The 25,957-nt window shown below is 47.8% G+C and carries 17 protein-coding genes; 5 read left to right on the top strand and 12 right to left on the bottom strand.

From position 1 onward, the window contains the following. Nucleotides 1-41: 41 nt before the first annotated feature. The 4 genes from L5M51_RS04395 to L5M51_RS04410 form a co-directional block, all read right to left on the bottom strand. Entirely contained in the window at nucleotides 42-695 is a 654-nt protein-coding gene (locus L5M51_RS04395; protein ID WP_011790751.1) for a hypothetical protein, read from the bottom strand. Further along, nucleotides 695-4,369, bottom strand: coding sequence for an ATP-binding protein (locus L5M51_RS04400; protein ID WP_263171761.1), 3,675 nt, complete (start codon nucleotides 4,367-4,369; stop codon nucleotides 695-697). The genes L5M51_RS04395 and L5M51_RS04400 overlap by 1 nt, the downstream gene beginning before the upstream one ends. A gap of 369 nt (nucleotides 4,370-4,738) precedes the next feature. Beyond that, on the bottom strand, nucleotides 4,739-5,350 hold the full coding sequence (locus L5M51_RS04405; protein WP_263171763.1) for a response regulator transcription factor: 612 nt from the start codon (nucleotides 5,348-5,350) through the stop codon (nucleotides 4,739-4,741). Continuing rightward, the gene (locus tag L5M51_RS04410) at nucleotides 5,350-7,362 is read right to left on the bottom strand and encodes a sensor histidine kinase (RefSeq protein WP_263171764.1); all 2,013 of its coding nucleotides are present in this window, start codon (nucleotides 7,360-7,362) and stop codon (nucleotides 5,350-5,352) included. The genes L5M51_RS04405 and L5M51_RS04410 overlap by 1 nt, the downstream gene beginning before the upstream one ends. 281 nt (nucleotides 7,363-7,643) lie before the next feature. Between L5M51_RS04410 and dsrO the strand changes: the two genes are divergently transcribed. The 4 genes from dsrO to L5M51_RS22790 all read left to right on the top strand — a co-directional run bounded on the left by dsrO (nucleotide 7,644) and on the right by L5M51_RS22790 (nucleotide 14,248). Continuing rightward, nucleotides 7,644-8,426, top strand: a complete 783-nt coding sequence (gene dsrO, locus L5M51_RS04415; RefSeq protein WP_011790755.1) for a sulfate reduction electron transfer complex DsrMKJOP subunit DsrO — start codon at nucleotides 7,644-7,646, stop codon at nucleotides 8,424-8,426. Continuing rightward, on the top strand, nucleotides 8,416-9,498 hold the full coding sequence (gene nrfD, locus L5M51_RS04420) for an NrfD/PsrC family molybdoenzyme membrane anchor subunit (protein ID WP_263171766.1): 1,083 nt from the start codon (nucleotides 8,416-8,418) through the stop codon (nucleotides 9,496-9,498). Before dsrO ends, nrfD begins: the two co-directional genes overlap by 11 nt. Nucleotides 9,499-9,533: 35 nt before the next feature. Beyond that, nucleotides 9,534-12,641: a tetrathionate reductase subunit A gene (locus L5M51_RS04425; protein ID WP_263171768.1), complete on the top strand. Its 3,108-nt coding sequence runs from the start codon at nucleotides 9,534-9,536 to the stop codon at nucleotides 12,639-12,641. 302 nt (nucleotides 12,642-12,943) lie between these two features. Further along, the gene (locus L5M51_RS22790) at nucleotides 12,944-14,248 is read left to right on the top strand and encodes a PAS domain-containing methyl-accepting chemotaxis protein (RefSeq protein ID WP_317629923.1); all 1,305 of its coding nucleotides are present in this window, start codon (nucleotides 12,944-12,946) and stop codon (nucleotides 14,246-14,248) included. A gap of 83 nt (nucleotides 14,249-14,331) precedes the next feature. On the opposite strand, the gene L5M51_RS04440 is transcribed toward L5M51_RS22790, so the two are convergent. From L5M51_RS04440 to L5M51_RS04470, 7 genes are all read right to left on the bottom strand, one after another. Beyond that, the gene (locus L5M51_RS04440) at nucleotides 14,332-15,033 is read right to left on the bottom strand and encodes a DUF3581 domain-containing protein (protein WP_263171770.1); all 702 of its coding nucleotides are present in this window, start codon (nucleotides 15,031-15,033) and stop codon (nucleotides 14,332-14,334) included. A gap of 424 nt (nucleotides 15,034-15,457) precedes the next feature. Beyond that, the gene (locus L5M51_RS04445) at nucleotides 15,458-15,688 is read right to left on the bottom strand and encodes a hypothetical protein (RefSeq protein ID WP_113939132.1); all 231 of its coding nucleotides are present in this window, start codon (nucleotides 15,686-15,688) and stop codon (nucleotides 15,458-15,460) included. A 159-nt stretch (nucleotides 15,689-15,847) separates the two neighbouring features. Further along, on the bottom strand, nucleotides 15,848-16,243 hold the full coding sequence (locus L5M51_RS04450; protein ID WP_105250257.1) for a DUF2391 family protein: 396 nt from the start codon (nucleotides 16,241-16,243) through the stop codon (nucleotides 15,848-15,850). Nucleotides 16,244-16,322: 79 nt separating this feature from the next. After that, entirely contained in the window at nucleotides 16,323-16,601 is a 279-nt protein-coding gene (locus L5M51_RS04455) for a peptidylprolyl isomerase (RefSeq protein WP_006084190.1), read from the bottom strand. 159 nt (nucleotides 16,602-16,760) lie between these two features. After that, nucleotides 16,761-19,079: a penicillin-binding protein 1B gene (mrcB, locus tag L5M51_RS04460; protein WP_168827694.1), complete on the bottom strand. Its 2,319-nt coding sequence runs from the start codon at nucleotides 19,077-19,079 to the stop codon at nucleotides 16,761-16,763. Nucleotides 19,080-19,170: 91 nt separating this feature from the next. Beyond that, nucleotides 19,171-21,717 (bottom strand): ATP-dependent helicase HrpB, encoded by a 2,547-nt coding sequence (hrpB, locus tag L5M51_RS04465; protein WP_263171772.1) that lies wholly within the window; start codon nucleotides 21,715-21,717, stop codon nucleotides 19,171-19,173. Nucleotides 21,718-21,844: 127 nt separating this feature from the next. Beyond that, nucleotides 21,845-24,064 (bottom strand): putative bifunctional diguanylate cyclase/phosphodiesterase, encoded by a 2,220-nt coding sequence (locus L5M51_RS04470; protein WP_263171774.1) that lies wholly within the window; start codon nucleotides 24,062-24,064, stop codon nucleotides 21,845-21,847. A gap of 200 nt (nucleotides 24,065-24,264) precedes the next feature. On the opposite strand from L5M51_RS04470, the gene thpR reads away from it, so the two are divergent. After that, nucleotides 24,265-24,816 (top strand): RNA 2',3'-cyclic phosphodiesterase, encoded by a 552-nt coding sequence (gene thpR, locus L5M51_RS04475; RefSeq protein ID WP_263171775.1) that lies wholly within the window; start codon nucleotides 24,265-24,267, stop codon nucleotides 24,814-24,816. A 107-nt stretch (nucleotides 24,817-24,923) separates the two neighbouring features. Here the strand turns inward: thpR and L5M51_RS04480 are convergent, their stop codons facing one another. Further along, the gene (locus tag L5M51_RS04480; protein ID WP_131525482.1) at nucleotides 24,924-25,703 is read right to left on the bottom strand and encodes a tetratricopeptide repeat protein; all 780 of its coding nucleotides are present in this window, start codon (nucleotides 25,701-25,703) and stop codon (nucleotides 24,924-24,926) included. Nucleotides 25,704-25,957 lie beyond the last annotated feature (254 nt).

Raw genomic sequence — 25,957 nt, forward strand, 5'->3', positions numbered from 1 at the left:
TCCTTGGTCGCAGCTTTTACCTAGGTTTAACAGTGCCAACATTAGATTAAGTCCCGCTGGGTCGCTGTTTCCGCCTGCGCTTCTAGGCTTAAACCTTCGGTTTCATCGATAAAACGAATGACTTCATACAGATAATCCAGCTTACCCGTGGCGATATAGATTTGCTTCTCCGCATTGGGTCGTACTAAATAGCCGAGTTCGACTAAGCGTTTGAAGACTAATTTGATTTGCGCATCGCTGTTAGTGCTGGTCGAGCCAAATAAACGATATTGGCTGAGCTTGGCTAACTGTTCACGGAACGCAGGCGTGTCTTCGATACGGCTTTGCAGCTCGGTTAAACGCACGGGCGCACCTTCGCTCAGCGGCGCATCTTGGCCACTGGCTTCTTGCACTAATACCAACCATTCCACCAGCGGGATCAATGCCTGACAGATATCTTTAAACTGCGATGAAATCACTTTACGTTCGGCATCGCCTAACTGTAAGTAACCGCAGAAGAACACATCACCTTCGGCGGCAGACGCCACGGTACGGTTGATCTGGTTTAAGTAGGCTTCAACCCGCTCGCGGGTGCTGCTATTTTTAAGGGCGCGCCAGCCTTCTTCATTGGTGGTGCGGCAAATAAACTCGCCCTTGAGTAACAGCTCAATCAAAGCGCCAGTGCCAACTAATACGGTTTGGGTTGCATCACTCATTAGATGGCCTCCTTCGACAAACGCTTATTCAACATGTCTGCAATTGGATTGACCTTAGGTTTTACCACCTGCAACTTCTTAGTTTGTTTGTTGATAATGTAACGGTTGGCGAACAAGTTCAGCACCTCAGACTCAGGGTTCGGGAAGGCGCCCAGCACACAAATATTGTTATTTTCGCAGGCGTCAAAAATCTTCTTCACGTTGGTATGGTGCAAAGTGCCCAACTCATCAATTGGCCAGTGAATGGTCACATCGGCGCGTCCACGCAGCAAGCGCGTGAATGCCAACAAGAACTTACACAAAATCAGATACGCCATACCGTGACTTGAGGATTCGTTAAGCTGTCTGTCGGTGCGGATAATCAAATCGCTGTTACCTTCTTTGAGGCGCAGCTCGATTTCCAGCAACTTAGAGATGCCCCCCGTTAATGCGGCGCGACCGATAATGTCTAAAGCGCGGCGCATGCTGTTGGTGTAATCCTCATCGGGCAAGCCATTAAAGCCATCGGCTTTCCAATATTTAAAGGCTTTGACGAACTGTTCAAGCTCAGGCCAGAACTCTAACTCGCTGATGCGCGAACGAATACGTACCGCCGATTCAGACACGCCATCGAGGAATAACTCTTCGCCCACTTCGCGGGTAATACGCGCACTTTGGGAGGCAATGCGGCGGTCGATATCGGCTAACACATCGTAGAAAGCGGTTAAGTCGACGCCGAAAATCCGTCCTTGCTCACGCAGCGCGGTAATCGATTGCGGCACTATTACGTTCAGCAATTGCTCAAGCTGTGGCACTAACTTACGGTAATCCAGCAGGCGAATACCTTTATCGTTGATAAAGCTCGATTCTTCGCGGGCACGCTCCCAGGTTTCGGCAAGGCCCGAACCTGACTTGCTGGCGATCACTGAGTCGAAATGCTCTACATATTGCTTCACCGAACCCATCAGGTAATCGCGTTTTAGCAGCAAATCTTCACCTTGGCGCAGACGCTCGCCTAGGCTGCCTTGGGCTTCTTCGTTATTGGTCGGTAACTTAAGCTCGGCGAGTTTACGCATTACGGCACGTAACTTCGTTAAGTTTTCAGAAGCTTCAACCTGCGCCGCATCGGACGCTTTACGCTCGGTTTCAAGTTGTTGACGACGGGCCTTAACATCCTGAGTTTTCGCCTTAAGCTGTTGATCGATTTCCGATACCGCACGCTTCACATCGCTAAGCTGAGTTTGCAGTTTAGGTTTGCGCGCAAGCCAAGTGTGTTGATACCAATCGTCAAAGCGCAGTACGTCGCTGCGACGCTGTTCGGCGCGGCTGATTTTGGTTTCTAACTCACGAATTTGTTGCTTGAGTTTGAGGATATTATCCTCATCCACACCACGGGATTTAAGCTCGTTTTTGTACCAAGTCTCGCAGGCTTTCTGCTCGATTTTGGCGCTTTCGCGGCGTCCTTCAATAGTCGCTTTAATTTGGCCGAGTTGGTTGTCGAGCGCGCCGATGACTTCCTGCCAATAGGCATTCTTTTCCATGCGCGCTTCGAGCGCTTGCTCTTTTTGATCTTCGAGCCAGAGTTCGTGCTGATGTTTAAGTTGTTTTAGCTCACCATCGAGTTGAGTCAGTCTTTGTCCCGCATGGGCTTTGCGCTCGCTCAATGCTTTGTTGATTTTCTCTTGCTCGCTGCGCTTTTCATCAAATAGGCGACGCAGATCGTCACGGCTATTTTTGTACGCCGTGCGAGCAAAAGTCAGTTCACGGCTGAGATTATCCAACTCGCCATTAATGGCCACCAGCTGAGATTCGGCCTCGGCCTGCATTTCTTGGGCACTAGTGTGGGCTTCTTCGGCTTTGCTTAACCGAATACGCAGCTCTTGTTCGGAGGCGGCATATTCAGGCACATCGATCGCTTTAAGATCTAAATGCACGCCAAAGAAAGCTTCGCTCGATTCAGTCACTAAGCTTGGATGTAAATCAGTGCGATGCAGTAGTTCAGGCGCGATCACTTTCCCTAAACTTTGCTCCCAGCCTTGGGATTCTTTACGCAGAAACTCCAATAGGGTGTGGGATTGCGGGAACAGCATGTGGTGCAGTTCATCCAGCGCAGTTTGACGCTCATTCACCCTTAAGGTGGCGATACGCAAGGCTTCGTTGGCTTGGTCACGTTTGGCTCTGAGCTTGCGTTCATCGCTGCTTAAGCGCTCAACCTTGGCATTACAGCTTTCTTGTTCTTCGTCGGCGCGGTGAATACGCTCGTCGAAAATCGCGAGACTCAGCTTTTCTTCTTCGGTGTAAGTCACGCCATCAACACGCAATTTAAGCTCGGCGGCAGTGAGTTTGAATTGGTATTCCTGCTCGCTAAAGCTAGCCTTGCCCGCATCCATTTGGTTGCGCCATTGCAGCTCTAGGGCGTCGATATCGGTGCGCGCCACTTCACGTTGTTTATCGCGGGCTTCACGCTGCTTGTCTTGGTCGGCATGCAAACCTTCAAGCTCGCGGTTTAACTGCTCGCCAATCTTACTGCGACGGGCATTGTACGCCGCCTCAATGTCTTGGTGCTTCTCGGTTTGCAGCTTATGGCGTTCACTTAGGTTTTCAACATCGGTGCGCCAGTTCGGCAGCATCTCAAGATCGGCCTTGGCTTGCTCTATGTTCGCATCTAAAAAGGCAGCATGCTGATCTTCAATGGCATCAAGCTCATACTCGCACTTTGCCACATCACCCTTAGCTGCCGATAAATCGAGATTGAGCTCATCGCGCTGCTCTTTCCATTCATCATCGAGCAATCTTAGATTTAAATTCAGTTCTTTAGATAAGGTTTGCTGAATATCTTGACGATCGGCTTCTAAGGTTTCATCGTTGCGATAACCGCGAGACAGACTCGATAAACGCAGTTCGGCGCTAAGCAGTTGGTTAAATTCTTGTTCGAGTTTTTCAAACTCAGGACGAATAACTTCAAAGCCTTGGATAAGTTGGCTCTCACGGATCCACGCTTCGACGCGCTGCGGATTCAAACGTGAGCTGGGCGGATTAACCCCATCCTCCTCTAAAATGGCGGCGATCATGGATTTGACCGTCTCCATCTTGCCTTCTTTGGAGTGCACCGCTTTAGCGAGTTTTTCGATGTGGCGCAGGGAATGCTCGCCCTCACACAGGGCAAATTGGCGTGCATAACCGCGTAGTTCGCTGCGGTTGCTGCCCGTGCTTAATAGGGTGCGATCGTTTTGAATAATAGCGCGATATTCACGGGTATTAAGCAAATTAGTGGTCGCTATGCCGGCACGTTTTAAATCACGGCCTAATTCCGCCATGGTGTGGCACAGAATAGTGTCGCCATTTTGCGATTTAATATAATCGCTTAGCTCAAAACCTTTGGCGATAAAGCGATAGTTAACGCCCTTACCATCACCCGCCGAGGCCAGCACGGCTTGGTACAGTAAGCCATCGGCCTTTTGATATTCGTAAATGATGTAGCTTGAATCGTGTGGCAAATACCAACGCTCGAAACTGTCGCGGGTCGAAGGCACCACGCGGCTTGGGTATTCGCCATAAAAAACAGGGACTAGACGTTGTAATGTCGTTTTACCCGAGGCGTTAGTACCACAAATGTTGGTATGACCATTGAGGGCGAGTTCCACCACGCCCGGAAGGTGCGTATCAATCAGCACAATACGAATCAAGCTTGCCATTTCATTCCTTATGCAAACAGGAGAGTCTTATCTAAGCTGCAGAAGCTTTCTACACAATAAGAGAAAACAATCCAAGAGGGCCACTGACGTTAAAATCGTCACTGTAAATAAACACTTTAAAAAAGTGACTAAAAAGTGATGTTAAAAATCGTGGCCTAAAAATAGTGCCCCTAAAATAAGGCAATCACAGTGTATTGGCAATTAAGCGGCGATGCACTAATGCCTTGGCTCACATCTCAGCCCATTGCTCAGCAAAAACATAACCCTATAGCTAGGCTCAAATCAAACGGCCAATGATACGACAACTTAGCCAAAATAGGCGGCTAACAAAGCGGCAATTAGCGCGATAAAAGGTAAATTCCAGCGGATTTATTCGAGACGCAGGCGTTCGGCAATCCGACTGTAGATCAGCATCATTTCCGCCAGCGATCCCACTTGCATGCCTTTCATCAAATTTGCGCGGTGGATCTCAACCGTGCGCATGGCAATACAGAGACTATCGGCGATCTCTTGGTTCTTCTGGCCTTGGGCAATCAGGTTGAGTATTTCCCGCTCCCTTGGCGTGAGCGCTTGATAAGTCTCAAGATACTGATTGTCTTGATGATGCGCCTTGGTATGTTCCAACGCTTTGACGACCGCTTCGGCTAACTTAGCGCCATCGGCGGGCTTTTGGAAAAAATCCACCGCACCTAATTTAAGCGCATCTACCGCCATAGGCACATCGCCATGGCCAGTGAGATAAATCACCGCTAGCGGACTATTTTTTGCCACTAATTCAAGATGCAACTGTGGGCCACTCAAACCCGGCATTCGCACATCGACTAGCGCACAACCCGGTAGTGTTAAGTCTACGGCGGTAAAAAAGGCTTCGGCGCTATCAAAGTCGGTGATCTTAAGGCCATAACTTTCAAGCATAAAACGCAAAGAACAACGCACTGAGTCATCGTCATCGATTAAATACACAGGTAAGGCAAGACTCATTATTGTGCTCCATTGGGTTCAGGTTTACGCGGTATAGCCACCTGCGCTTGGCAACCGCCACCCATAGCACTTTCTAGGCAAAACGTACCACCATGGCTCTCGGCAATATCACGGCAAATCACTAAGCCTAAACCTAACCCCTCTGATTTAGTGGAATAAAATGCTTGCATCAGCAGACTGGTCTCTTCGGTTAACCCTGTGCCATTATCTGTGACTGTCAGCAAGAGCGTACATTCTTGATAGCGAAGATCGATATCGATCGTGGGCGTGTATGGCTTTTGCGTGATGCTCTGTTCGGTGCCACTGGATTCAAGCTCTAACCGCTGAACGCAGGCGTCAAAGGCGTTTTTCAGCAAGTTAAGCAACAACTGCTGCATGCCAACTTCATCGAGGGACTGTAAATAGGGTTCACCATTCACATTGACGGCAAGGTTTATCTGATGTTGTTCAAACTCATAGGCAAGCAGTGGCACAGTATCATTGACCAACTCATGCAGATACAAAGGCTGTTTCGACACAGGTCGCTTCTTCAATAAATTACGTAAGCGACTGATAATATTGTCGGCGCGCGTGACTTCCTGCTGGATCAGCGCCAATACAGATTGCAACTCCTCAGGGCTCGTCCCCCGCTGTAATCGCACTTCGGCGCCATGACAATAATGGCCAATCGCCGCCAAAGGTTGATTGAGTTCATGGGAGAGACTCGCGCCAAGCTCACCCGCGATTGCAATACGCTGGGCATGTTCCAGTAACGCGCGGTTTTCATTGAGCTGGCGCTGAGTGTTAATCAACTCACGGCCGCGGCGACTAAAGCGGTATTCAAGCCAAAAATGATACACATTGAGTAAAACCAAAATCCCTAACACAAGCCAAGCCCATTGTTGATGTAGCTTGATCCACTGCCACGCCCTTTGCCACCATGGTGCCTGCAAAGGATGCATATCGAGATCTTTAAGCAGTTGATCGATCGCAAGCTGACTCACGGCCGTGGTCCAGCCCGCAGAATCAGCAGACTTAGCAGCGAGATGATCTTCGGGCAGCGCCAGCAAAGCTTGAGTCACACTTTTAGCCAGAGACTGGGAGGCGCGATTGGTCTTTGCCATAGACCAGTTGGGATAAAGGTGAGTCGAGACTTGGCAATTAAATCCCGCAGGCGCTTGATTATCGAGCACTCGATAATGGGCGATGTTAATAAGACCTTCCGTTTGCATCTGCTCAAGCTGACACACGGGCACGACCGCAGCATCTAACTGTTGATGTCGCTCTGTGGAATTTTTTCGGTTATCTAACTGATAAATCAAATTATCTAGCGGGAACCCCAGCGGAATGATCTCACCCACAAAGCGAGGCAAATCTATGCCCTTTAGCTGCGCTTCGTACACTAAGGTCAAGTAACCACCAAAGGCATTTTTCGATACGATCCCGAGGCGACGTCCCTTAAGATCACTTAAGGTGTGATAGGGTGAATCGGCGCGCACCACCAGCGCCGAGCCCACTTGCATTGCCGCGCCATTATTTAACGGACTGCGCAGGGTCGCCAACCAAGTGAGGGAATATTGCCGCGCCAGCAACACGGATTGCCCTGGGTTAGTGATCACAAAATCGAGCCCTTGGGTTTCAACGCCCTTAGCTAGCTCATCGAGGGTGAGAGGATGTAACCTAAAGTAACTGTTGGGAATTTGGGTTTGGAGCCACCCCATCAAAGGTTGCCAGCGGTTGATGGTTGCCTTATAACCGCGGATTGCTAACACGCCAACATCGACCACTTGATAACTGGGCTCTTCGATAGCAACTTGAGCGACAACCTCAGGGTCAGTTAATCCCGAATGTACGCTTTGATTCAGTGGCTCCGCAGCAAACACCTTAACCGAAGCCAGCAAGCATAGGAATAACACTGCGTTCCTTGGCTTTTTCCTCGGTATTGCCACGAAATGTGGAGTGCTTAGAATCGATAACGACCACTTGACCGATACAGCTAAGCGAAACACAGTTTTCATCATCCTCAATAACATGAAGTGCAATCCTTTATCCCCAGTCACTCACACTAAAATCAAGTCCAACTCAAGCTAAGAAAAGGCCAAACTCAAGTAATAAAAAATAAAAACCTAGCATTTTGAAGGCTATTCTAACGGATATTTGTTGCGCTAGATCAAGTCCACACCCGATATGTGGAAAACCACTATAGTTATGCCGCCTCCCCTTTTACAGAATGCCTGTAAACCTCGCCATAAACCTTAACTCTAGGTCTATGAGCCAGTTTATTCGCCATCTGCAAGTAGTGAAGGAAATCTGTATGGACAAGAGTAAACGTCAGTTTCTCGGCAAAATGGCCAGCGTCAGTGTTGGCGCCGCACTCATACCTGTCGTGCAAGTGTATGCACAGGATGATAAGCGCAGCCCTCAAATGCACAGTGCCAGCGAAGGCCAAGTGGGTAAACGTTACGGTATGGTGATCGATCTACGCCGCTGTGTGGGCTGCCAAGCCTGTACCGTCGCTTGCACTATCGAGAATCAACCGCCCCTCGGGCAATTTCGCACCACAGTGCAGCAGTATGAAGTCTCGCAGCAGGAAGATACCACTCCGCCTGCGTTTTTAATGCTACCAAGACTTTGTAATCACTGCGAAAACCCGCCCTGCATCCCCGTTTGTCCTACGGGCGCGACCTTCCAGCGCAAGGACGGCATAGTGGTCGTCAACAATGAATGGTGTGTTGGTTGTGGCTATTGCGTGCAAGCCTGCCCCTATGATGCGCGCTTTATCAACCACGACACCAATACCGCCGACAAATGTACCTTCTGCGCCCATAGGTTAGATGCAGGATTACTGCCTGCCTGTGTCGAAACCTGCGTAGGAGAAGCCCGTGTGATTGGCGATCTGAATAATCCCAACAGCCAGATAAGCCAACTGCTCGCCGCCAACAAAACCGATATCAAGGTGCTCAAACCGACGGCCAACACTGCGCCACGGGTGTTCTACATCGGCATGAGCAGCGCTTTTGAGGACAAGATTAGCGGCCAAGCCCCCGTTAGAACCTTACTTACCGATACTGGCGAGGAGATCCACCATGGTCATTAAAGAAATCTTTACCCCAGATATCGCCATTACTTGGCTACCTTGGGCAGTACAATACTTTTTTATGATGGGGCTCGCCTACGCCAGCGTATGGGTAGCGACAATACATTTGTTTAGCCAACCCAAACCCGATGACAGATTGCTGAAGCTCTGCGCCTGTTTAATGTTAACCGCAGGCATAGTCGCCCCTATCGCCTTACTCGCCGATTTACACCAACCGCTGCGGGCTTGGCATTTTTATGCGCAAGTTCGCCCTGATTCTTGGATGTGGTATGGCGCCTTTTTACTGCCCGTATTCTCGGGCACCAGCGCAGTGTTTGCTTGGCTGCTACTGCGTCAATATCTGCCTAAGCACACCACGAATCAAGACTCAGATTGGGTGAATAAAATAAGCCAATTATTGAGATTCGGTGATTGGAACAGTGACAAATTCATCAAGCCGATCGCACTGATCACGGCCCTGAGTGCCTGCAGTATCGCCCTCTACACTGGCATGGAAACCATGGCCATTGAGGCGCGGCCACTATGGCATACCTATTGGCTGCCACCTTTGATGGCAATGAGCGCACTGCTCGCCGCCTGCGGCACTTTGGTGATACTGAATCGACTATTAAAGGGCTACCAACAGCGCACCCAAGACAGCCTATTACTCTGGGTAAGAGCGAGTTTTGGTCTATTCGCCCTATGCCTTATCGGCTGGGCGTTATTCGATAAGGGCTCGGCCCCCGAAGCCGCATTATTGCTTGAAACCAGCCCAAGCTGGCAACTTGCTGCAATTTGGGTACTGGTCACACTCGCCGTGCTAGCACTGATGCTCGCCATTCGTCACTTACCCAATATTGCAATGCTAATCGTCAGCCTCACGGCCATTCACCTTGCGTGGGGATTTCGCTGGATAGTGTTAATTCAAGCGCAAACCGATCCTAAATACGGCGCGGGGACTTATCTCTATCAACTGCCTTGGGGACCCGAAGGGCTATTAGGCATAGCTGGGACTTTCGGCCTCTGGTTAGCATTAATGGCGCTGGTCTCAGAACTTATTCGCCACACGCCTGCGGCAAAACTTGCTCGCTGAGCACCCAATTAGTTTACAGAATTAAGGAGTCCATCATGGATAAGAGTAAACGTCGTTTTATCAAAGGGGCCGCTGTAACGGGTGGTGTGGGATTATTTGCTGCGGGTTATAGCCATACATTAGCGCAAATAGGTAAAGGTGTCGTCAATGGTACCTCAGGAAAACCAACCCAAGATCCGCTGCATGGCAATTCCTTAGCACCTGAATACAAAGTCGATTTACAGTCAGGTCAGTTAATCAGCAATGACGATCAACGCATCGCCAATACTATGTGCTTAGGTTGCTGGACCAAATGCGGCGTGCGCGCTCGTATCGATCAAAAAACCGATAAAATCATCCGTATCAGCGGTAATCCTTATCATCCGTTGTCATCGCGGGAACATATCGATTTCGATACGCCAATAAAAACCGCCTTTGTTGGGCTTAGCGCCTTTCAAGAACAGGGGCTACAAGGACGTTCCACCGCCTGCGCCCGCGGTAATGCCATGCTAGAACAATTAGATAGCCCACATCGCGTTACCCAATGTCTTAAACGCGTGGGTAAGCGCGGCAGCGGCCAATGGCAGAGCATTAGCTTTGAGCAATTGCTGAATGAAGTCGTCGAAGGCGGTGATTTATTTGGTGAGGGCCAAGTCGAAGGCTTAAGAGCGATTCGTGATATCACCACGCCACTCGATACCAATAATCCAGAATACGGCCCTAAAGCTAATCAGTTACTGGTCTCAAACGCATCAGATGAAGGCCGCGATGCCATTATCAAACGCTTCACCTTCAACAGCTTTGGCACCCGAAACTTTGCCAACCACGGTGCTTACTGTGGATTTACCTACCGCGCCGGAGCAGGCGCTTTATTGGATGATTTGAAAAAATACGCCCACTTGAAACCCGATTGGGACCATAGCGAATTTTTACTCTTTATCGGCACTTCACCGCAGCAATCGGGCAATCCCTTTAAACGCCAAGCAAGACAATTAGCTAACGCGCGGGTGAATAACACCAATTTTAGTTATGTGGTGGTGTCGCCCATGCTGCCCAATACCTCGAATCAACCTTGCGCGGGTAACAATACTTGGCTGCCGATCCGCCCCGCCACCGACTCGGCACTCGCTATGGGCATGTTGCGCTGGATTATTGATAACCAGCGCTACGCCGCCGCGTTTTTGAGTGCGCCCAATGTCGATGCCGCAAAAGCATCAGGTTACCGTGGTTTTAGTAACGCAGGCTTCTTGATCGTCAGCGAATCGACCCATCCAAGATATGGCCAATATCTCTTTGCCAGCGATCTTGGCTTACCTTTCGACGGCAAAGCCTACGGCGAGCAAGACTCGCAGTTGGTTGTCGATGCCGCGAGTGGCAAGATAGTTTTGGCGAGCCAAAGCCAGAAAGCTAAGCTCAACGTTGACCAAAGCGTCGACACACCTAAGGGGGCGATTGCGGTTAAATCTAGTTTCCAACTGTTAAGTGAAGCGGCGCAGAGCTTCGAGATGGCACACTATGCCAAGGAGTGCGATATCAGCGAGGCGCAAATTATCGCCCTCGCGGATAAATTTACCAGCCATGGCACTAAGGCTGCGGTGATCTCCCACGGCGGTACAATGAGCGCTAATGGTTTTTATAGCGCGTGGGCAATCATGATGCTCAACGCCATGATAGGTAATATTAATTTAAAAGGTGGCGCATTAGCTTCCGGCGGTTCCTTTCCCGCCTTTGGTAAAGGCCCAAGGTATAATCTGCAGGAGTTTGACGGCATAGTCGAGCCTAAGGGCGTATTCCTATCGCGATCTAAATTCCCCTACGAGAAAACCTCAGAGTATCGCCGTAAAGTCGAAGCGGGCGAATCGCCTTATCCTGCAAAGGAGCCTTGGTTTCCGATTTCATCGCCCTTGCTTGGCGAACATTTAACGGCGGCGGTGCACGGTTATCCCTATCGACTCAAAGCATGGATAAACCACATGGGCAATCCGATTTATGGTCAAGCGGGCCTAGGTGAAGCCATTGGTGAACAACTGAAAGATCCCAAAGTGCTGCCACTGTTTATCAGTATCGACAGCTTTATTAACGAAACCTCGGCGCTATCGGATTATATCGTGCCCGACACATTAACTTACGAGTCATGGGGTTGGAGCCCTTCGTGGCATGGGACTCTGACAAAGGAAACAACAGGTCGCTGGCCGATTGTCGAACCAAGGGTCACAAAAATGGCCAGTGGCGATGTGGTGTGCATGGAGTCTTTCTTGAGCCAAGTGGCGATAAAACTGCAACTACCCGGCTTTGGCGAAAATGCCGTTAAAGCCGCCGATGGCAGCTTACATCCGTTAACGCGCGCAGCGGATTACTCACTTTACGGCGCCGCTAACGTGGCCTATTTGGGTAAAGCCGTCGCCGATATCAACGCTGAGGACATGTATCTTAGCGGTGTGAGTCGTATCCAAAGTGAGCTCAACGCCAGACTCAAGCCAGATGAAGTCAAAAAAGTCAGCTACTTATTTGCCCGCGGCGGCCGCTTTGAGAATATGAGCGGTGCACGGGATGAAGTGGGGAATCCAACCAAGGTTTGGCCAAAACCTATGATGCTGTGGAATCCCGAAGTGGGCAGTCGCCGTAACAGTCTCACAGGGGAATTTATGAGTGGCTGTCCGCGCTTATATCAACCCGCCTTAGCCAATGGCACACCGCTCGATAAGGTGTTTAATAAATCACAATGGCCTTTGCTGATCAGTAGTTACAAATCCCACACCATGAGCTCTATGAGTATTGGCTCGGATCGTTTGCGCCAAGTGCACCCTAATAATCCAGTACGACTGAACGAGAAGACCGCCAGTCGACTTGGGATCAGCACAGGTGACACGGTCAAGATCAGCACGCCCAACGGCAGCGTGATTGCCTTAGTGGAATGTGTTGCCGGAGTGCACCCTGACTGCATCGCTATCGAACACGGTTATGGCCATAAGGAACTCGGCGCGCGGGACGTAGTGATCGACAATCTTAAAATCGCCGCCAATCCGCTGATCCGAGTCGGCATCAATATGAACGACTTGAATCTGTTTGATCCGAGTCGCCACGGCCGCTACCCGCTGGTGGATTGGGCAAGTGGCGCTTCGACCAGACAAGGGCTGCCAGCTAAGATTGAAAAACTAAGCTAACCGCCGAGCATAGATGACACTTAAGAAGCTGCCCTTTGGCAGCTTTTTCTATGGCCTTAATTCAATCTGATTAAGCCTAATTGCCTCATTAATGTTTCTAGCTATGCCTATTCGTGAATAAACCGAGGAATAGTGATCTTTTTTACTCAATTTAGGTATATAGATCCCGATCACGCGTTTCATAGAAATAAACCACATATTAAAATCACAGCTATATTTATCAGTATATCTAGCTCGAAATATCGAGCTTTCAATAAAGAACTGCAGTTTTTGAGTCAGTTAGACTCATCAGGAGTATCTCAGTGTTCAACTCTTCATTACGTAAAAGCCTAGAAGTGAGCGAAAGTAAACGCCAAGAGGCGGAGTCGATCATCGACTCGATTAAGCACAGTATTGCCACAGTAGAATTTACGCCTGATGGGATAATTCTCGATGCTAATACGTTGTTTTTAAAAACGGTAGGTTATTCACTTAATGAAGTCGTAGGCCAACATCACAAACTATTTTGCTCAGCGGCTTATGGTAATTCTGCTACCTACCAGCAATTTTGGAGCAATCTAAAAGCAGGTCATCCACAGGAAGGCAATTTTGCACGAGTGAATAAAAATGGCCAAGAGATCTGGCTTAGAGCCACTTACTTCCCCATCAAACAGGCAGGTAAAGTCGTTAAAATAATGAAAACAGCCGCTGATATCACCCAAGATAAGCACCAACTTGACGACCAAGCGGCCATTTTTAATGCCTTGAATCGCTCGCAAGCCATTATTGAATTCACTACCGATGGCACGATTTTGAAAGCCAATACTAACTTCTTAAAGACAATGGGCTTTAGCAAAGAGCAGATTATTGGTAAACACCATCGTATTTTCTGTTTTGATGAGTTTTATCGACAAAATCCACACTTTTGGGACGATCTAAAGCAAGGTCGATATAGCAGCGGTCTCTTTGAACGTAAAAATGCTTATGGCGATTCGATTTGGTTAGAAGCGGCATACAATCCTATTATGGATGAGCAAGGTAAAGTGGTTAAAGTGATTAAATTTGCGAGCGATATCAGCAAGCGGATCGAGCAAAGCCACGCTGTACGTGAAGCCGCCAATATTGCACTGACCACGTCACAACGTACCGTCGAGCAAGCAGAACAAGGTGTACATTTACTCAATGCGACCGTAAATACCTCTAATGCTATTGCCGAGCAAACCCATAAAGCGACCTTGGCGATAACTCAACTCAATGAACAATCTCAAAGTATTCAAGCGATAGTCGCGACCATTAGCTCGATTGCCGATCAAACTAATTTACTGGCATTAAATGCCGCAATTGAGGCCGCACGAGCGGGGGAACAAGGCCGAGGTTTTGCCGTTGTCGCCGATGAAGTAAGGCAGCTTGCTTCCAGAACCAGTAAATCAACCAGTGAGATTGCCACCGTCGTCACTAAAAATACACAACTCACCACAAGTGCAACTAGCATGATGAACGAAGTTGAAGGTATTGCACTGGAAGGAAAACAACAGCTAGCGGAGGTAACATTGGTGATGGGAGAAATACGTAGCGGCGCGGAAAACGTCTCAGCAATCGTGTCGCAGCTATCAGTCAATAACAATTAATTGCTAACATTTAATCGCGCTATCAGGGATTGCATGGCGCTTTATCTAAAAGACAAAACGCCAACCTATTGCTTTTACGTCAATCAATAATCAGTTTTACGACCTTCATAAGTGGCGCGCATTTGCTGTACAAGAACCTCATCGTAAGCACGTAATCCACTCATCACTAAGGTTTTGATACCTGTGCCAACTAAAGTGTCGCCACTGTGTAATTCAAAGTGCAATGTCACATCGCCACGTTTACCGTCGATTTTTAAATCTTGACCAACGAGTGATAAGGCCACTTGTACAAAATCGAGGGTGGTTAAGTCAAACGACATACTTTCGTAAATCACTAAAGGCCGTTCTGGGTTGATCATCACTTGATGTTGTTTCATCAAAGGGATCAGAATATCGATAGAGTTATGCCCAGAGAAAGCAACATATTGACGAATAAAGGATTCGGTCTGCGCATCGCAACAACTCACATCGCCATGACGGCTAACATTAAGATAGGTTTTTTCACGACTATCGCGAATCGAAAAACTCTCGCTCACTTGTTCAGGGAATTGTAGTTCGACGCTATCACCCACCATACCCGCAAAGCTAAACTTCATGCTCTGGCTCAAACCATATTGAGTCAATACTAGGGCAAACAGTAAATCTCCCGGTACACAAAAGCGTTTTGCCCCCACATCGTGGATAGGATTAAAGTCCTGCGCAATTTTCTTCGCGAAGTCACTGGCTTGTTGTGCTGAAACGGAAATAGCTTGATTTTGCTTAGAAAAATAAGGCGCTAGAAACATATAAACTCTATTTGTAATAACTCAATACAGGGATGGATAACAAAATTATCACGAGTCTACCTTAAATTAGGTATTTAACTCACCCGATGACTTGACCCACGTAAGGCGTACAAAGTAACACCCTGCCCACATTTGTAAAGCCAAACAAATGACAGGGGTATCAGGATCTGTTGACGTTTCAGGTTTATTCTGCAGATATTAGGCGGAATTTTATGCAAGATAGAGCCTTTATGGCGTGATGACGCGACATATAACAGCCGATAATGCCGCAGAAATGTTAGCTAAATAAGGCCGTTTTCATCACTCGTGATTCATTTAAAATAACTCAACATCATTTATCGTTTGGCGAGCAATACCTTGTCAGAACAAATAACATCTAAAACGTAAGTATTGCCTAGCCACCGATAAGCCAAGGAATAAATCGTTAGACCTTTTTAAATTCACGCTTTAACTGAAAACCATCGTCAGTGGCTAACTGCTCTAGCACTTCGATACGCTGACGAAGGATGGCTAACTCGGTCTGAAAAGCTTGGTTTTCGGCCACTTGCTCACGCGTCGACACACCTTGTTTGTTGCGGATTTTCATTATAGCGACCACATATCCACCAACAATTGCGAGTATTGGGATAAGTAAAGCGAGGGCACCAGTGTTCATAGTCATTTCCTTTATCTATTGGCGTTATCGTTATCAAGCTCAACATTTAGATCTGCTTATGACGCTTAATCAATGTCAAAGTCAGAACATGGAAATAAGTATGCGCAAGACAAACGCAATCAACCAGTGACAAAAGTCATGAGATTTAGCGAAAAAGTGTCATTCCTTATCAAAACTATCCACAACAATAGCGCCCATAGAGGCTGGCATAGTGATCACTATGATCCGTTTTATAGAGGTTAGTGGGTCCTCAAAAAATGGCACTTTATCGAGGCAAAGCAGCACGAGGAAAACCACGAGGGCTGTGAGCAAATACGCCACCACGATACGAAAAATAAACACAGGAACGCGGGAAGCAATATTCTGTTGGAACACGCTGTGATAGGTGAATACCCCAAGAAAGAGCAGCGATAAACTAAAAAGCATACCGATATTCAATAAAGGTAAAGTCTCACCGAGATGCCACGCTTCCTCAGAAAATGCAACGGGAACCGCAAGGGCAAAAGCCCCTACGCAAACTTGACTCGCATCTTCGGTGTTAAAACTAAATTTCATGCTGATCGCTCCCTAATCTTCCAATCTATTTGATTAGTCGAAAATAACGTTCGGTGAAGATGCGCTTATTACTGGGGTATTAAGTGCGATACAGCACTTTAACCACATGCCAGCCAAACTTGGTTTTCACTATATGTGGCACCAGTAATTCACCTGAAAATGCAACCTTATCGAACTGTGGCACCATTTGGCCTTTTTTGAACTCGCCTAAATCGCCACCTTTTTTGGCCGAGGGGCAAGAGGAAAAACGCTTAGCGAGCACAGCAAAATTAGCACCATTATTCAGCTGCTTAACAATATCCTCAGCCTGTTCTTTGTGTTTAACTAAAATATGCACAGCGGCAGCGGTTTTAAACATGTCATTTCTCACTTTGGATTAACGTCCCGTGCAAAGGGAAGATTGGCGCCCCGAGTTTGTCCTCAATCACACCACTTCCATCGGCGCAGGTTCTACTGACTAAAAGGTTTTAGATCCAACGCATAAGTGCGTTATTGGCCCATTATTGACCCTATTAACCTAGAAAATTTTCTGCCACCACTGCAAAGGGTCGCCGCAGTTATTCACAGGACGATAGGTCGCAGCTAATGCCGGAAGCGCATCAACATTGCTGCAAGTGGATTCCTTAGCCACACCTGTATCTCGGTCAAAAAAGCCCTTCACTACGCCGTTCACAGGGATTGAGCGCAGACTAATAGGTGGACGTTCCTTTAAGAAGGCAAGATACACGGCCATGGCGCCACTGCTACCATACAAACTGGTTTTGCCGTTATCGTCACGACCAACCCAAATGGCGGCGACGTTACGCTCATCAAAGCCCGCAAACCAAGAGTCGCGACTGTCGTTACTGGTGCCAGTCTTACCCGCCAGTCCAACGCCAGGGAAAGCATTACCTAAACGCGTCGCCGTTCCCGTATTCACTACTTGCTGCATAGCAAATTGAATTAAGAAATCTGTCTCAGGTGCTATAGCTTGCTCTTTAGGCAATCGCGTCACTGGTAATGGGTTCTTATCAGAATCTAGCACAGCGGTCACTGTGGTTAACTTACGATAAACACCGCTATCAGCTAAGGTTTGGTACACTTGCGCTACCATTAATGGCGAGCCATTGACGGCGCCGAGTAACATGGAGGGATACTCGTTTAACGGCTCCTGCCAACCCGATTTAGCCAATGTTGTTGCAACCGCATCCACACCCACAGCAATCCCAAGGTTTACCGTCGGTACGTTCATCGACTTTTTCAATGCCGTTAACAAAGGCACCTGACCACTGAACTTCTTATCAAAGTTTTGTGGTGACCATGTCTTACCTTGCTCGCTTTTTAAGGTAATAGGTTGATCTTTAAGAGGTGTCGCTAAGGTAAATTGGCTATTAGGTGCCAGAGCCGTAGCATACACAAAAGGCTTAATTAACGAGCCAATAGGACGACGAATTTCAACCGCGCGGTTAAAGCCATCAAATCCCGGGGTTTTATCGCCGACCATAGCCGCAATACCGCCAGTGTATTTGTCGGTCACGACCATACCAATCTGCAATGATTTATTGCTCTTATCTAAACTCTTGAGGGTTTGAGTCACCGCAATTTCGGCGGCTTCTTGGGCCATAGGATCGAGCGTGGTATAGATTTTCACCCCAGATTGCTTTAATAGCGCATCGCCATAACGCTCGTTCACTTCCTGTTTTACCAGAGCGAAGAAGGACGGCAATTTTTGATGTGCTGGTTTATTGAGATTACGGATCCCTAAGGGTGACTCTACCGCCACCTTGTACTCAGCCGTGGTTAAATCCCCCGCATCCATTAACAAACGCAATACCAGATCACGACGTTCTTGAATACGATCCGGATATTTCCATGGATTGTAGTAAGACGGTCCCTTAATCGCAGCCACTAAGAATGCCTGCTGGGAAATAGTCAACTCACTGATAGGACGGCCGAAATAGAAACGTGAGGCCAACCCCATACCATGGACGGCACGGGATTTATCCTGCCCCATATACACTTCGTTAAGATACGCTTCGAGGATTTCGTCTTTGCTGTAACGAAAATCAATAATGACCGCCATTAAGGCTTCGCGCACCTTACGCAGCAAGGAACGCTCACTCGAAAGGAAAAAGTTTTTCGCTAACTGCTGAGTTAACGTCGAGCCACCTTGCACAGTGCGACCGGCGCTGATGTTCACAAAAGCCGCGCGCGCAATCGCGAATGGATTCACACCATGGTGTTCATAAAAACTACGATCTTCCACCAGCAGTAACGCCTGCACGATCGACTTTGGCATTTCTTCGGTCGGCACAAACAGCCTGTCTTCACCGTCGCCAGTAATAATGCGGTCGAGCAATACTGGCTCAAGGTGGAATACGGCAAGTTGACGCTTGTCTGAGACTCGAGTGACCGAACTGATGCCATTGCTGTCGAAGCTGATCATGACTCTTTGTTCGACTTGATCGCCTTCTGGATGCAAAAACGGTCGACGCCACAATTCAATACGAGTGCTCGATGCCGAAAACTCTCCCACTTGGCGCGGGTTAGCGACTTTGCGATAGCCGAGCAACTTAAGCTCAGCCATCATTTGCGGATGGCTGACTGCCGCACCAGGGTACAGCGCCATAGAGCGGCTAAACACCTGTGCTGGCAAATGCCATTTTTGGCCTTCAAATTTTTGCGCAATAATTTGATCAAGATAAATGCTGTAAAAAGTCACTACAGCTAATCCAGCCAAGCCTAATTTCCAACTGATAGACCAAATTCGTCGAAATAAACCGCGGCCATGATTAGCCCGACGGGAAGCGGGTGATTTTTTTGTCGTCTTAGTTGTCATATCTACTTCATCATTCATGCATTTAAAGACATCAGCCATAGGCACAAAGCTAACGTGGTGCGAATCAAAGTGTTTCATAACAAAATGTTATAAAACCAGCGGCGTGGTGCTAGGGCTGAGCTAAACCCAAGGTTTTCTTCTTGGTAAATTTTGTCGGCAGTGTATTCACAGGGTCGTCTGGCCACAGATGTTTTGGATATCGACCGCGCATTTCCTTCTTAACTTCCACATAAGGTCCCTGCCAAAAGCTGGCTAAATCTGCCGTCAAGGCTAATGGACGCTGCGCCGGAGAGAGTAATTCCATCGTCACCTTTAGTTTGCCCTGCGCCAACATAGGACTCTGCGCCATGCCAAAGGTTTCTTGCAGACGTACACGCAGCAGCGCACGCCCAGACTCGTCGTATACTATTGGCGCAGAGGTACCAGTCACTAACGGCCAAGAGGTTGGCAATAACTCGTCAAGTCGCTGTTTCTGCTGCCAGCTCAAACAGTTTGCCACAAAACCAAAGCAATCAAGCTTAACTAATTGCGGCAGATTATTCACATTTTCGAGGTAAGGCGCCAGCCAAGTTTCTAGGCTCGCTAATAATGCTTCATCATCAACCTTGGGCCAGTCACTGCCCGCGTCAAACTCAGTTGCCAGTTTGAGCCTGTGTTGAAACTGTTCTAAGTTAGCGTTCCAATTGAGGATTTGTAATCCTTGCTGGCGAATATAGCCCAGTAAGGCCGCGACAATTTGCTTGCGCTCAGGCTTAGCAATCGTCTCGGCTTTTACTAAAATTTGTCCGACCTTGTATTGGCGCTGCGCAATCACTCGACCTTTAGCTTCATCCCAGCCACAGATCTCATGAATGTCCAGCAAACCTTTTAGCTCGCCGTCGAACAAGCTTGGCTGAAGCTGACTCGCTAAGTAAATCCGCCCAGCGTTTCTGCCTTCAGTTTCTTGAAAATCCGCCACCACCATCCACGGCGTTTGCGCCAATGCATCATCGGCTGCGAGCACGACGCCAGTACCATTGGCTAATTGGTAGCCCTCAACACCGCGGGCTTTAGCGATACGATCCGGATAAGCAAGTGCTAATAATAACCCCACATCGCTGTGGTGTGCATGGGTCGCTATCTTAGACAAATCCGCTGCTAATCCTAGCTTTTTCTGCCACTGTTTTGCCTGTTGCCCAGCTTGTCCATGACAGGCAAAGTGCAGGTAATTCATGATATCGGCGCCCTTTTTAGGCAAACCACGCGCCTCTAAAACCCCCGACAACAAGCAGGCCAAACTGCCCAATTGCGTTGCTTGTTCGTTAGCATTATTGACTCCCCCATTGTTTGCGCCCAAACTTTTTGCGCCCAATAACATATGAGCAAGCCTTGGGTGACACCCTAGCTCGTAGGCCGCTTTCCCGTGGGGAGTGAGTTTATTTTGAGTATCGACCATGCCTAAATCTTGTAACAGTTTCCACGCCAGCGCCTCATGCACACTTGGTGGCGGCGTTAATAACATCAAGTCGCTAAAGGATTTTGCGCCCCAGTAAGCACAATCGTGGGCCATAGCCACCAGATCCGCTTGGCTGATCTCAGGTTCATCGGCCCTGAGCATGCGGCCATGTTCTTCTTGGCTCCACAGGCGAACACACACACCCGCTGATAAACGCCCGGCGCGACCACTACGCTGAGTTGCGGAGGCTTGGCTAATACGTTTCAAGCCTAAGCGAGTGACACCGGTTTTAGGGTTAAAACTCGCTTGTCGTTTATAACCACTGTCGATGACAAACCCTATGTCTTCAATAGTTAAACTCGATTCCGCCACGTTAGTCGCTAGCACAATTTTGCGCCTGCCATCTATAGTTGCAGCGATCGCGCTATCTTGCTCGGCACCTGAAAGTTCACCATAAAGAGGGCAAATCAAAAAGGCATCGTCCGCTAAGCGCTCGCGCAAAAACTGCTGTAATCGTAAGATCTCCCCTTTACCGGGTAAAAACACGAGCACGGCATTATTGGCAGCCGTTTTATCAACACTGACACTGCTGGCCGAGACCAGTTCGAGCACGCAGCGGCCAAGGTGATCGATCCAATGCTGCTGAGTTGGCACAGGGCGATATTCTATGTCTACAGGAAAACTCCGGCCTTCGCTGTGCAAGGTCACCGCTTCTAGCATGAGTTCAGCTAAGGCAAGACCAGATAGAGTCGCTGACATAGCTAATATCTTTAAATCGTCCCGCAGTGAAGCTTGCACTTCGAGCGCTAGGGCAAGACCTAAATCAGTGGTGAGGTGACGTTCATGAATTTCATCGAAGATGATCATTCCAATCCCAGTTAACTCGGGATCTTGTTGGATCATTCGCGTCAGAATGCCTTCGGTGACAATTTCTAAACGGGTATTGGCACTGATTTTAGCTTCACCGCGGACGCGATAGCCGACTTCTTGCCCCACCTTTTGCTGGCGACAGCTGGCAATATAGTGCGCCACACTACGCGCCGCGACACGCCGCGGTTCGAGCATTAAAATGCGTCCGCTGATTTCTGGCCAATCCAACATAGCCAAAGGTAACGCCGTTGATTTACCCGCACCTGTCGGTGCCTCGAGGATCACTTGAGCGTGACGAGAAAAAGCCGCGCGCAGCGGTGCTAATAAGCTATGAATAGGTAGAGAGTTCAAGAAAAAGACATCAGCGGCCAAGACAGGGCGTCAGTGTACTAACAATCGGCTTTGAGTACCATTTCGCAGCAAACATTATCAAGTCAGTGCTGACATAAGTAACAGCTCAAGGCTGCCATGCCCAAGATTACAGCTGTGGATAGGGAGCAAAAATCTCACGCTTTTCGAGCCAAGGTTGACTGAGCCCTGACTGTAGTTCAGCTAAGCGTATCGGTTTATTGATGGCGTAACCTTGAGCATAGTCGACGCCTAAGGCTTGCAATTTCCACCCTATTTCTTGGGATTCGACAAATTCAGCAACCACATCAAACCCCATATCTTGACCAAGTTGGCAGATAGATTTTACGATAGCCTGATCCGCAGAGTCTTGGCAAATATTGACGACAAATTGGCCATCAACCTTTACAAAATCCACATTGAGGCGCTTAAGGTAAGCAAAGCTAGAAAAGCCTGCACCAAAATCATCGAGGGCTAATTTACAATTGAGCGGACGAAGTATCTCGAGTAACTTTGTGGCTTGATCGAGCTGACTCACAGCCGCGGTTTCTGTGATCTCGATGCAAAGCTTATCCACCAGCTCAGGTTCGGCCATCAAACGCATTTCTAGCCAATTCATAAACTCATGATCGCCCAAAGAGGTTGCCGACAGATTCACAGACACAAGATCCAATTGCTGCCAAATATCTAAATGACTACCACCCCACTTGAGCAAATTATCGATCACCCAAAGATCAACCTTAGAAGCCAAGTTGTATCGCTCGGCGGCGGGTAAGAAGATAGCAGGAGACACTATAGTGCCGTTAGTCTGCACCATACGCAGTAAGATCTCTAAATGTAAGCCAGTTTCCTCACGGTTTAACGGCACTATGCTTTGAAAATAAAGCTCGAATTGGTTTAACGCGAGTGCGCCGACGATATCTACAGAGGCCATCATCTCGGTGTAGAGACGGTTCATTTTAGGATCGCTCGCACTGTATAAATGCCAGCCATTTCGGCCTTGATCCTTCGCCAATCGACAAGCAGCGTCAGCTTGACTCATGACGGTATAAATATCGGCGGATTTTTTATCTAGCCTAGCAATCCCCATACTGACACTGACATTGTGACTACGACTTTCCCAAATAAACTCATGATTTGCTAACTGGGTACAAATCCGCTTAGCAATCTGTTTCGCAGAATCCACATTGCAGTAATGCATCAGAATACCAAACTCATCGCCCCCTAAACGGGCAACAATATCGCCTTTACGTACGAGCTGTTTCAAACGTAATGCGACTTGGCAAAGCAGCTTATCGCCCGCCTGATGGCCACTGATATTGTTAATGACTTGGAATTGGTCTAAATCGAGAAATGCCACGCAAATAGGCATATCGTCGTGGGCATGTAGTAGGTTTTCTAATAGGGCTTCAAAATGTAGCCGATTAGGTAAACCCGTAAGTGCATCATAATTGGCATGGAAGGATAACTCATCGGCTAAGCGGTACTTTTCACTGACATCTTCGGCAATCATGACTAAAGTATCTTTATCGCCGCTAATCTGGCTAAAACTCAGTTTCAACCAAGTTAATTGATGAATTGATTTTAAAGGTAATTCACACCAAGCTTGGCCGAGCACGCCTTCTCGTACCACATGTAAGGTATCGGTTAGCATGGCGTGTTCTTCCTCACGCACCATGTCGAATAAATCATAGCCATGTTGAATTGGCAGGGTTTGCAGAGCGACTTTATTCAGCATAGTCAATTGATCATGCTTATCTAACAAGGCGCAAGCTAAGGGCAACTGGTTGAATACTTCACAGTATTTATGTTCACAGGCAAGCATGCTCAAAGCAATACGCGTCAATTCCATCGCAGAGCCAATCATCACAGCAGCGTGATTAAACTCACTTATAAACTCTTCGCTCCATTCACAACATTCTGAGCAATTGACAGCCCCCAAGGCAATACGGGTTTCGCCAAACACGACTGGCGGCAATACTAATAGACTCTTGACGTCCCAATCCCTTAATAAAGCCCGCTCAGCCTGAGCATCGGCAGGTAAGGTATTCACATCAGCCAGATTTAATAGACGCGGAGTACGGACAAGAGAGCGAAAAAATGGCATTCGTGCCAAGGGCCAGACTCGGGTTTGTTGGCCTTGGGCAAATTGAGGTTTTAAATACAGATTACGCGTGCGTAAACGATCCAGTGACTGGCTTCCGGTTAATACAAATACCCCGTCACAATGCAGTTGCAAAGTAATAGTCTCAAGCGCTCTGTCAACATTCTGCTCTAAGGTTTCTAGCGGGGATTCACTAAAAATACTGACCAAAGCCTGTTGGAGTGGATTAGCTAAACCTACTGACATGAAAAGTCTCTTCCTTACCTAAAAATCCATTTAAGGTATTATCGACGTGCATTAAGTATAGGCTCACAGTGAATTAAACGTCTGCTTGAGTCACAAATTAGCTGATAAATTCAACAGCTAGATTAACGCTCAAATGCGCTTAACGTCAAAGTGTTCGCTGAGATAATCCATATTAAGCCCTCCAAAAGGACGATAAACCGATGCAACAAAGGCTATTTCTCGGCTTCGCGCCTACCGCTGCACAAATGACAAGGCTGAGTGATTTACAGCAGCAACTGATTTGCCACCTCAATCCGGAGGCGAAAGCGGTGAGTGTCAGCAATCTGCATTTAACGCTCTGCTTTTTAGGACAAGTGGACGACGGGCAACGCATCGCCCTCCTTGATGCAATTGACCGCTTAGCTAAGCCTAGATTCAACACTCAGCTTAACCAGCTCGACTTATGGCCCAATGCCCAAGTTTGTTGCTTGAAAGGCGATGACGTTGAGCCGCCGTTAGCGCAATTAGCTAAACAGACGCAAGAAATTGCCGACCGACTGCAATTGCATCGGAATGAGCACAGCTTTTGCCCGCACATCAGTTTATTTAGAAAAGCAAAACAATGGACACTAGATGAGTCGGCTTTATTGCAACTCAAAGGTATGAATACGCTGACGTTAACGCCCGATAATTTGCATTTATACCATTCAAAAAGCACAAGCACGGGTGTCGAATATCACATCCTAGATTCTTGGGCGCTCGGTGAGCCTTAAATCAAAAACAAAAAGCCCGAGTATCCACTCAGGCTTTATTTTTAAACTTATGAATCAATACTAAAATAAAAATAGCAGTTAACTAGAGAGCGATGATGAAGAAATACCTATTCGAGTAAACGTAAGGTTTCGCGATAGGCACGCTTTTGCTCGTAGGTTTGTAACCGCAGCATAAACTCATCAGTCTTAGTCATTTCAGCATTCATTTTCAACGCTTCGATCGCTTTCTGCTGCGTCGAAATAGCAGCACCAAAATCGCCTAACTCCGCATAAGCCGCGGCTAAATTATCAAGATTTGTAGGATCGTTTTCATTCACTTTGAGTAATTTTAAGGACAACTCGACCGCTTTATTGCCATCACGATATTCTGCTTCGGGACAAGTTGCTAAAATCCACGCCACATTGCCCAAAGCAACATCATCACCCACTTGGGAAAATTGCTCGACCGCTTTACCGCAGTTGCGCTGCACACCGTCACCGCCAGACGCATAAATAAAGCCTAAACGGAATTGAGCCCAACGACTGCCCTGCTCACTCAACCCTTTATACCAATGCTCAGCGACTGACAAGTCACGCTTGATCAATTGGCCTTCAAATGACAGATCCGCTAAGGTTTGCTGCGCTTTTTCATGTTGTTGTTCGGCGGCAAGTGAGATCCAGTGCAATCCAGTCGGCACTTCTTGCGACACAAAACGTCCAGAGAGATACATTAATCCCAGCAAAAATTGAGCATCGGCATCACCTTGCTCTGCCGTCACCTGAATATGCACAAACTTACTGGCCGCAAGTTCAGCTGCTGGCTGCGGGATAGAAAATGCGTGCGCCGCAGAGCTCAGCCCTATTGTTAAGCTTAAACCTGCACCTAAAACCCATAATCTGTATTTCACTTGCTTACCTCTCTTAAAAACAACCGCCCTCAAAGTTAGCCAGAATTAACCCCATAAGTCGAGCCTAAATACGCACAAACCTCAGGATAATGTGGGAAGCTAAGCCAAATGGAATGTCAAATTTAAAAAGTGAAACATGTTATTGTGTAATTTAGTGGCATATTTTATTCATAATCTATAATAAAACTGCTGAAATAGACTGGTAAGATGTGATTAACTCGACAGAGTTAAGTGAATCCAGCGAGTTTCATATC

The organism is Shewanella sp. SM73, from assembly GCF_025653795.1.
GTDB lineage: Bacteria > Pseudomonadota > Gammaproteobacteria > Enterobacterales > Shewanellaceae > Shewanella > Shewanella oncorhynchi.

What these genes read in the sequence shown, in the direction of transcription:
- L5M51_RS04445 (WP_113939132.1), bottom strand. Translation starts at nt 15,688, where the DNA reads ATGAACACTGGTGCCCTCGCTTTACTTATCCCAATACTCGCAATTGTT.
- L5M51_RS04440 (WP_263171770.1), bottom strand. Translation starts at nt 15,033, where the DNA reads ATGTTTCTAGCGCCTTATTTTTCTAAGCAAAATCAAGCTATTTCCGTT.
- mrcB (WP_168827694.1), bottom strand. Translation starts at nt 19,079, where the DNA reads ATGAATGATGAAGTAGATATGACAACTAAGACGACAAAAAAATCACCC.
- thpR (WP_263171775.1), top strand. Translation starts at nt 24,265, where the DNA reads ATGCAACAAAGGCTATTTCTCGGCTTCGCGCCTACCGCTGCACAAATG.
- L5M51_RS04395 (WP_011790751.1), bottom strand. Translation starts at nt 695, where the DNA reads ATGAGTGATGCAACCCAAACCGTATTAGTTGGCACTGGCGCTTTGATT.
- L5M51_RS04400 (WP_263171761.1), bottom strand. Translation starts at nt 4,369, where the DNA reads ATGGCAAGCTTGATTCGTATTGTGCTGATTGATACGCACCTTCCGGGC.
- L5M51_RS04405 (WP_263171763.1), bottom strand. Translation starts at nt 5,350, where the DNA reads ATGAGTCTTGCCTTACCTGTGTATTTAATCGATGACGATGACTCAGTG.
- L5M51_RS04425 (WP_263171768.1), top strand. Translation starts at nt 9,534, where the DNA reads ATGGATAAGAGTAAACGTCGTTTTATCAAAGGGGCCGCTGTAACGGGT.
- L5M51_RS04455 (WP_006084190.1), bottom strand. Translation starts at nt 16,601, where the DNA reads ATGTTTAAAACCGCTGCCGCTGTGCATATTTTAGTTAAACACAAAGAA.
- L5M51_RS04450 (WP_105250257.1), bottom strand. Translation starts at nt 16,243, where the DNA reads ATGAAATTTAGTTTTAACACCGAAGATGCGAGTCAAGTTTGCGTAGGG.
- L5M51_RS04470 (WP_263171774.1), bottom strand. Translation starts at nt 24,064, where the DNA reads ATGTCAGTAGGTTTAGCTAATCCACTCCAACAGGCTTTGGTCAGTATT.
- L5M51_RS04410 (WP_263171764.1), bottom strand. Translation starts at nt 7,362, where the DNA reads ATGTTATTGAGGATGATGAAAACTGTGTTTCGCTTAGCTGTATCGGTC.
- dsrO (WP_011790755.1), top strand. Translation starts at nt 7,644, where the DNA reads ATGGACAAGAGTAAACGTCAGTTTCTCGGCAAAATGGCCAGCGTCAGT.
- nrfD (WP_263171766.1), top strand. Translation starts at nt 8,416, where the DNA reads ATGGTCATTAAAGAAATCTTTACCCCAGATATCGCCATTACTTGGCTA.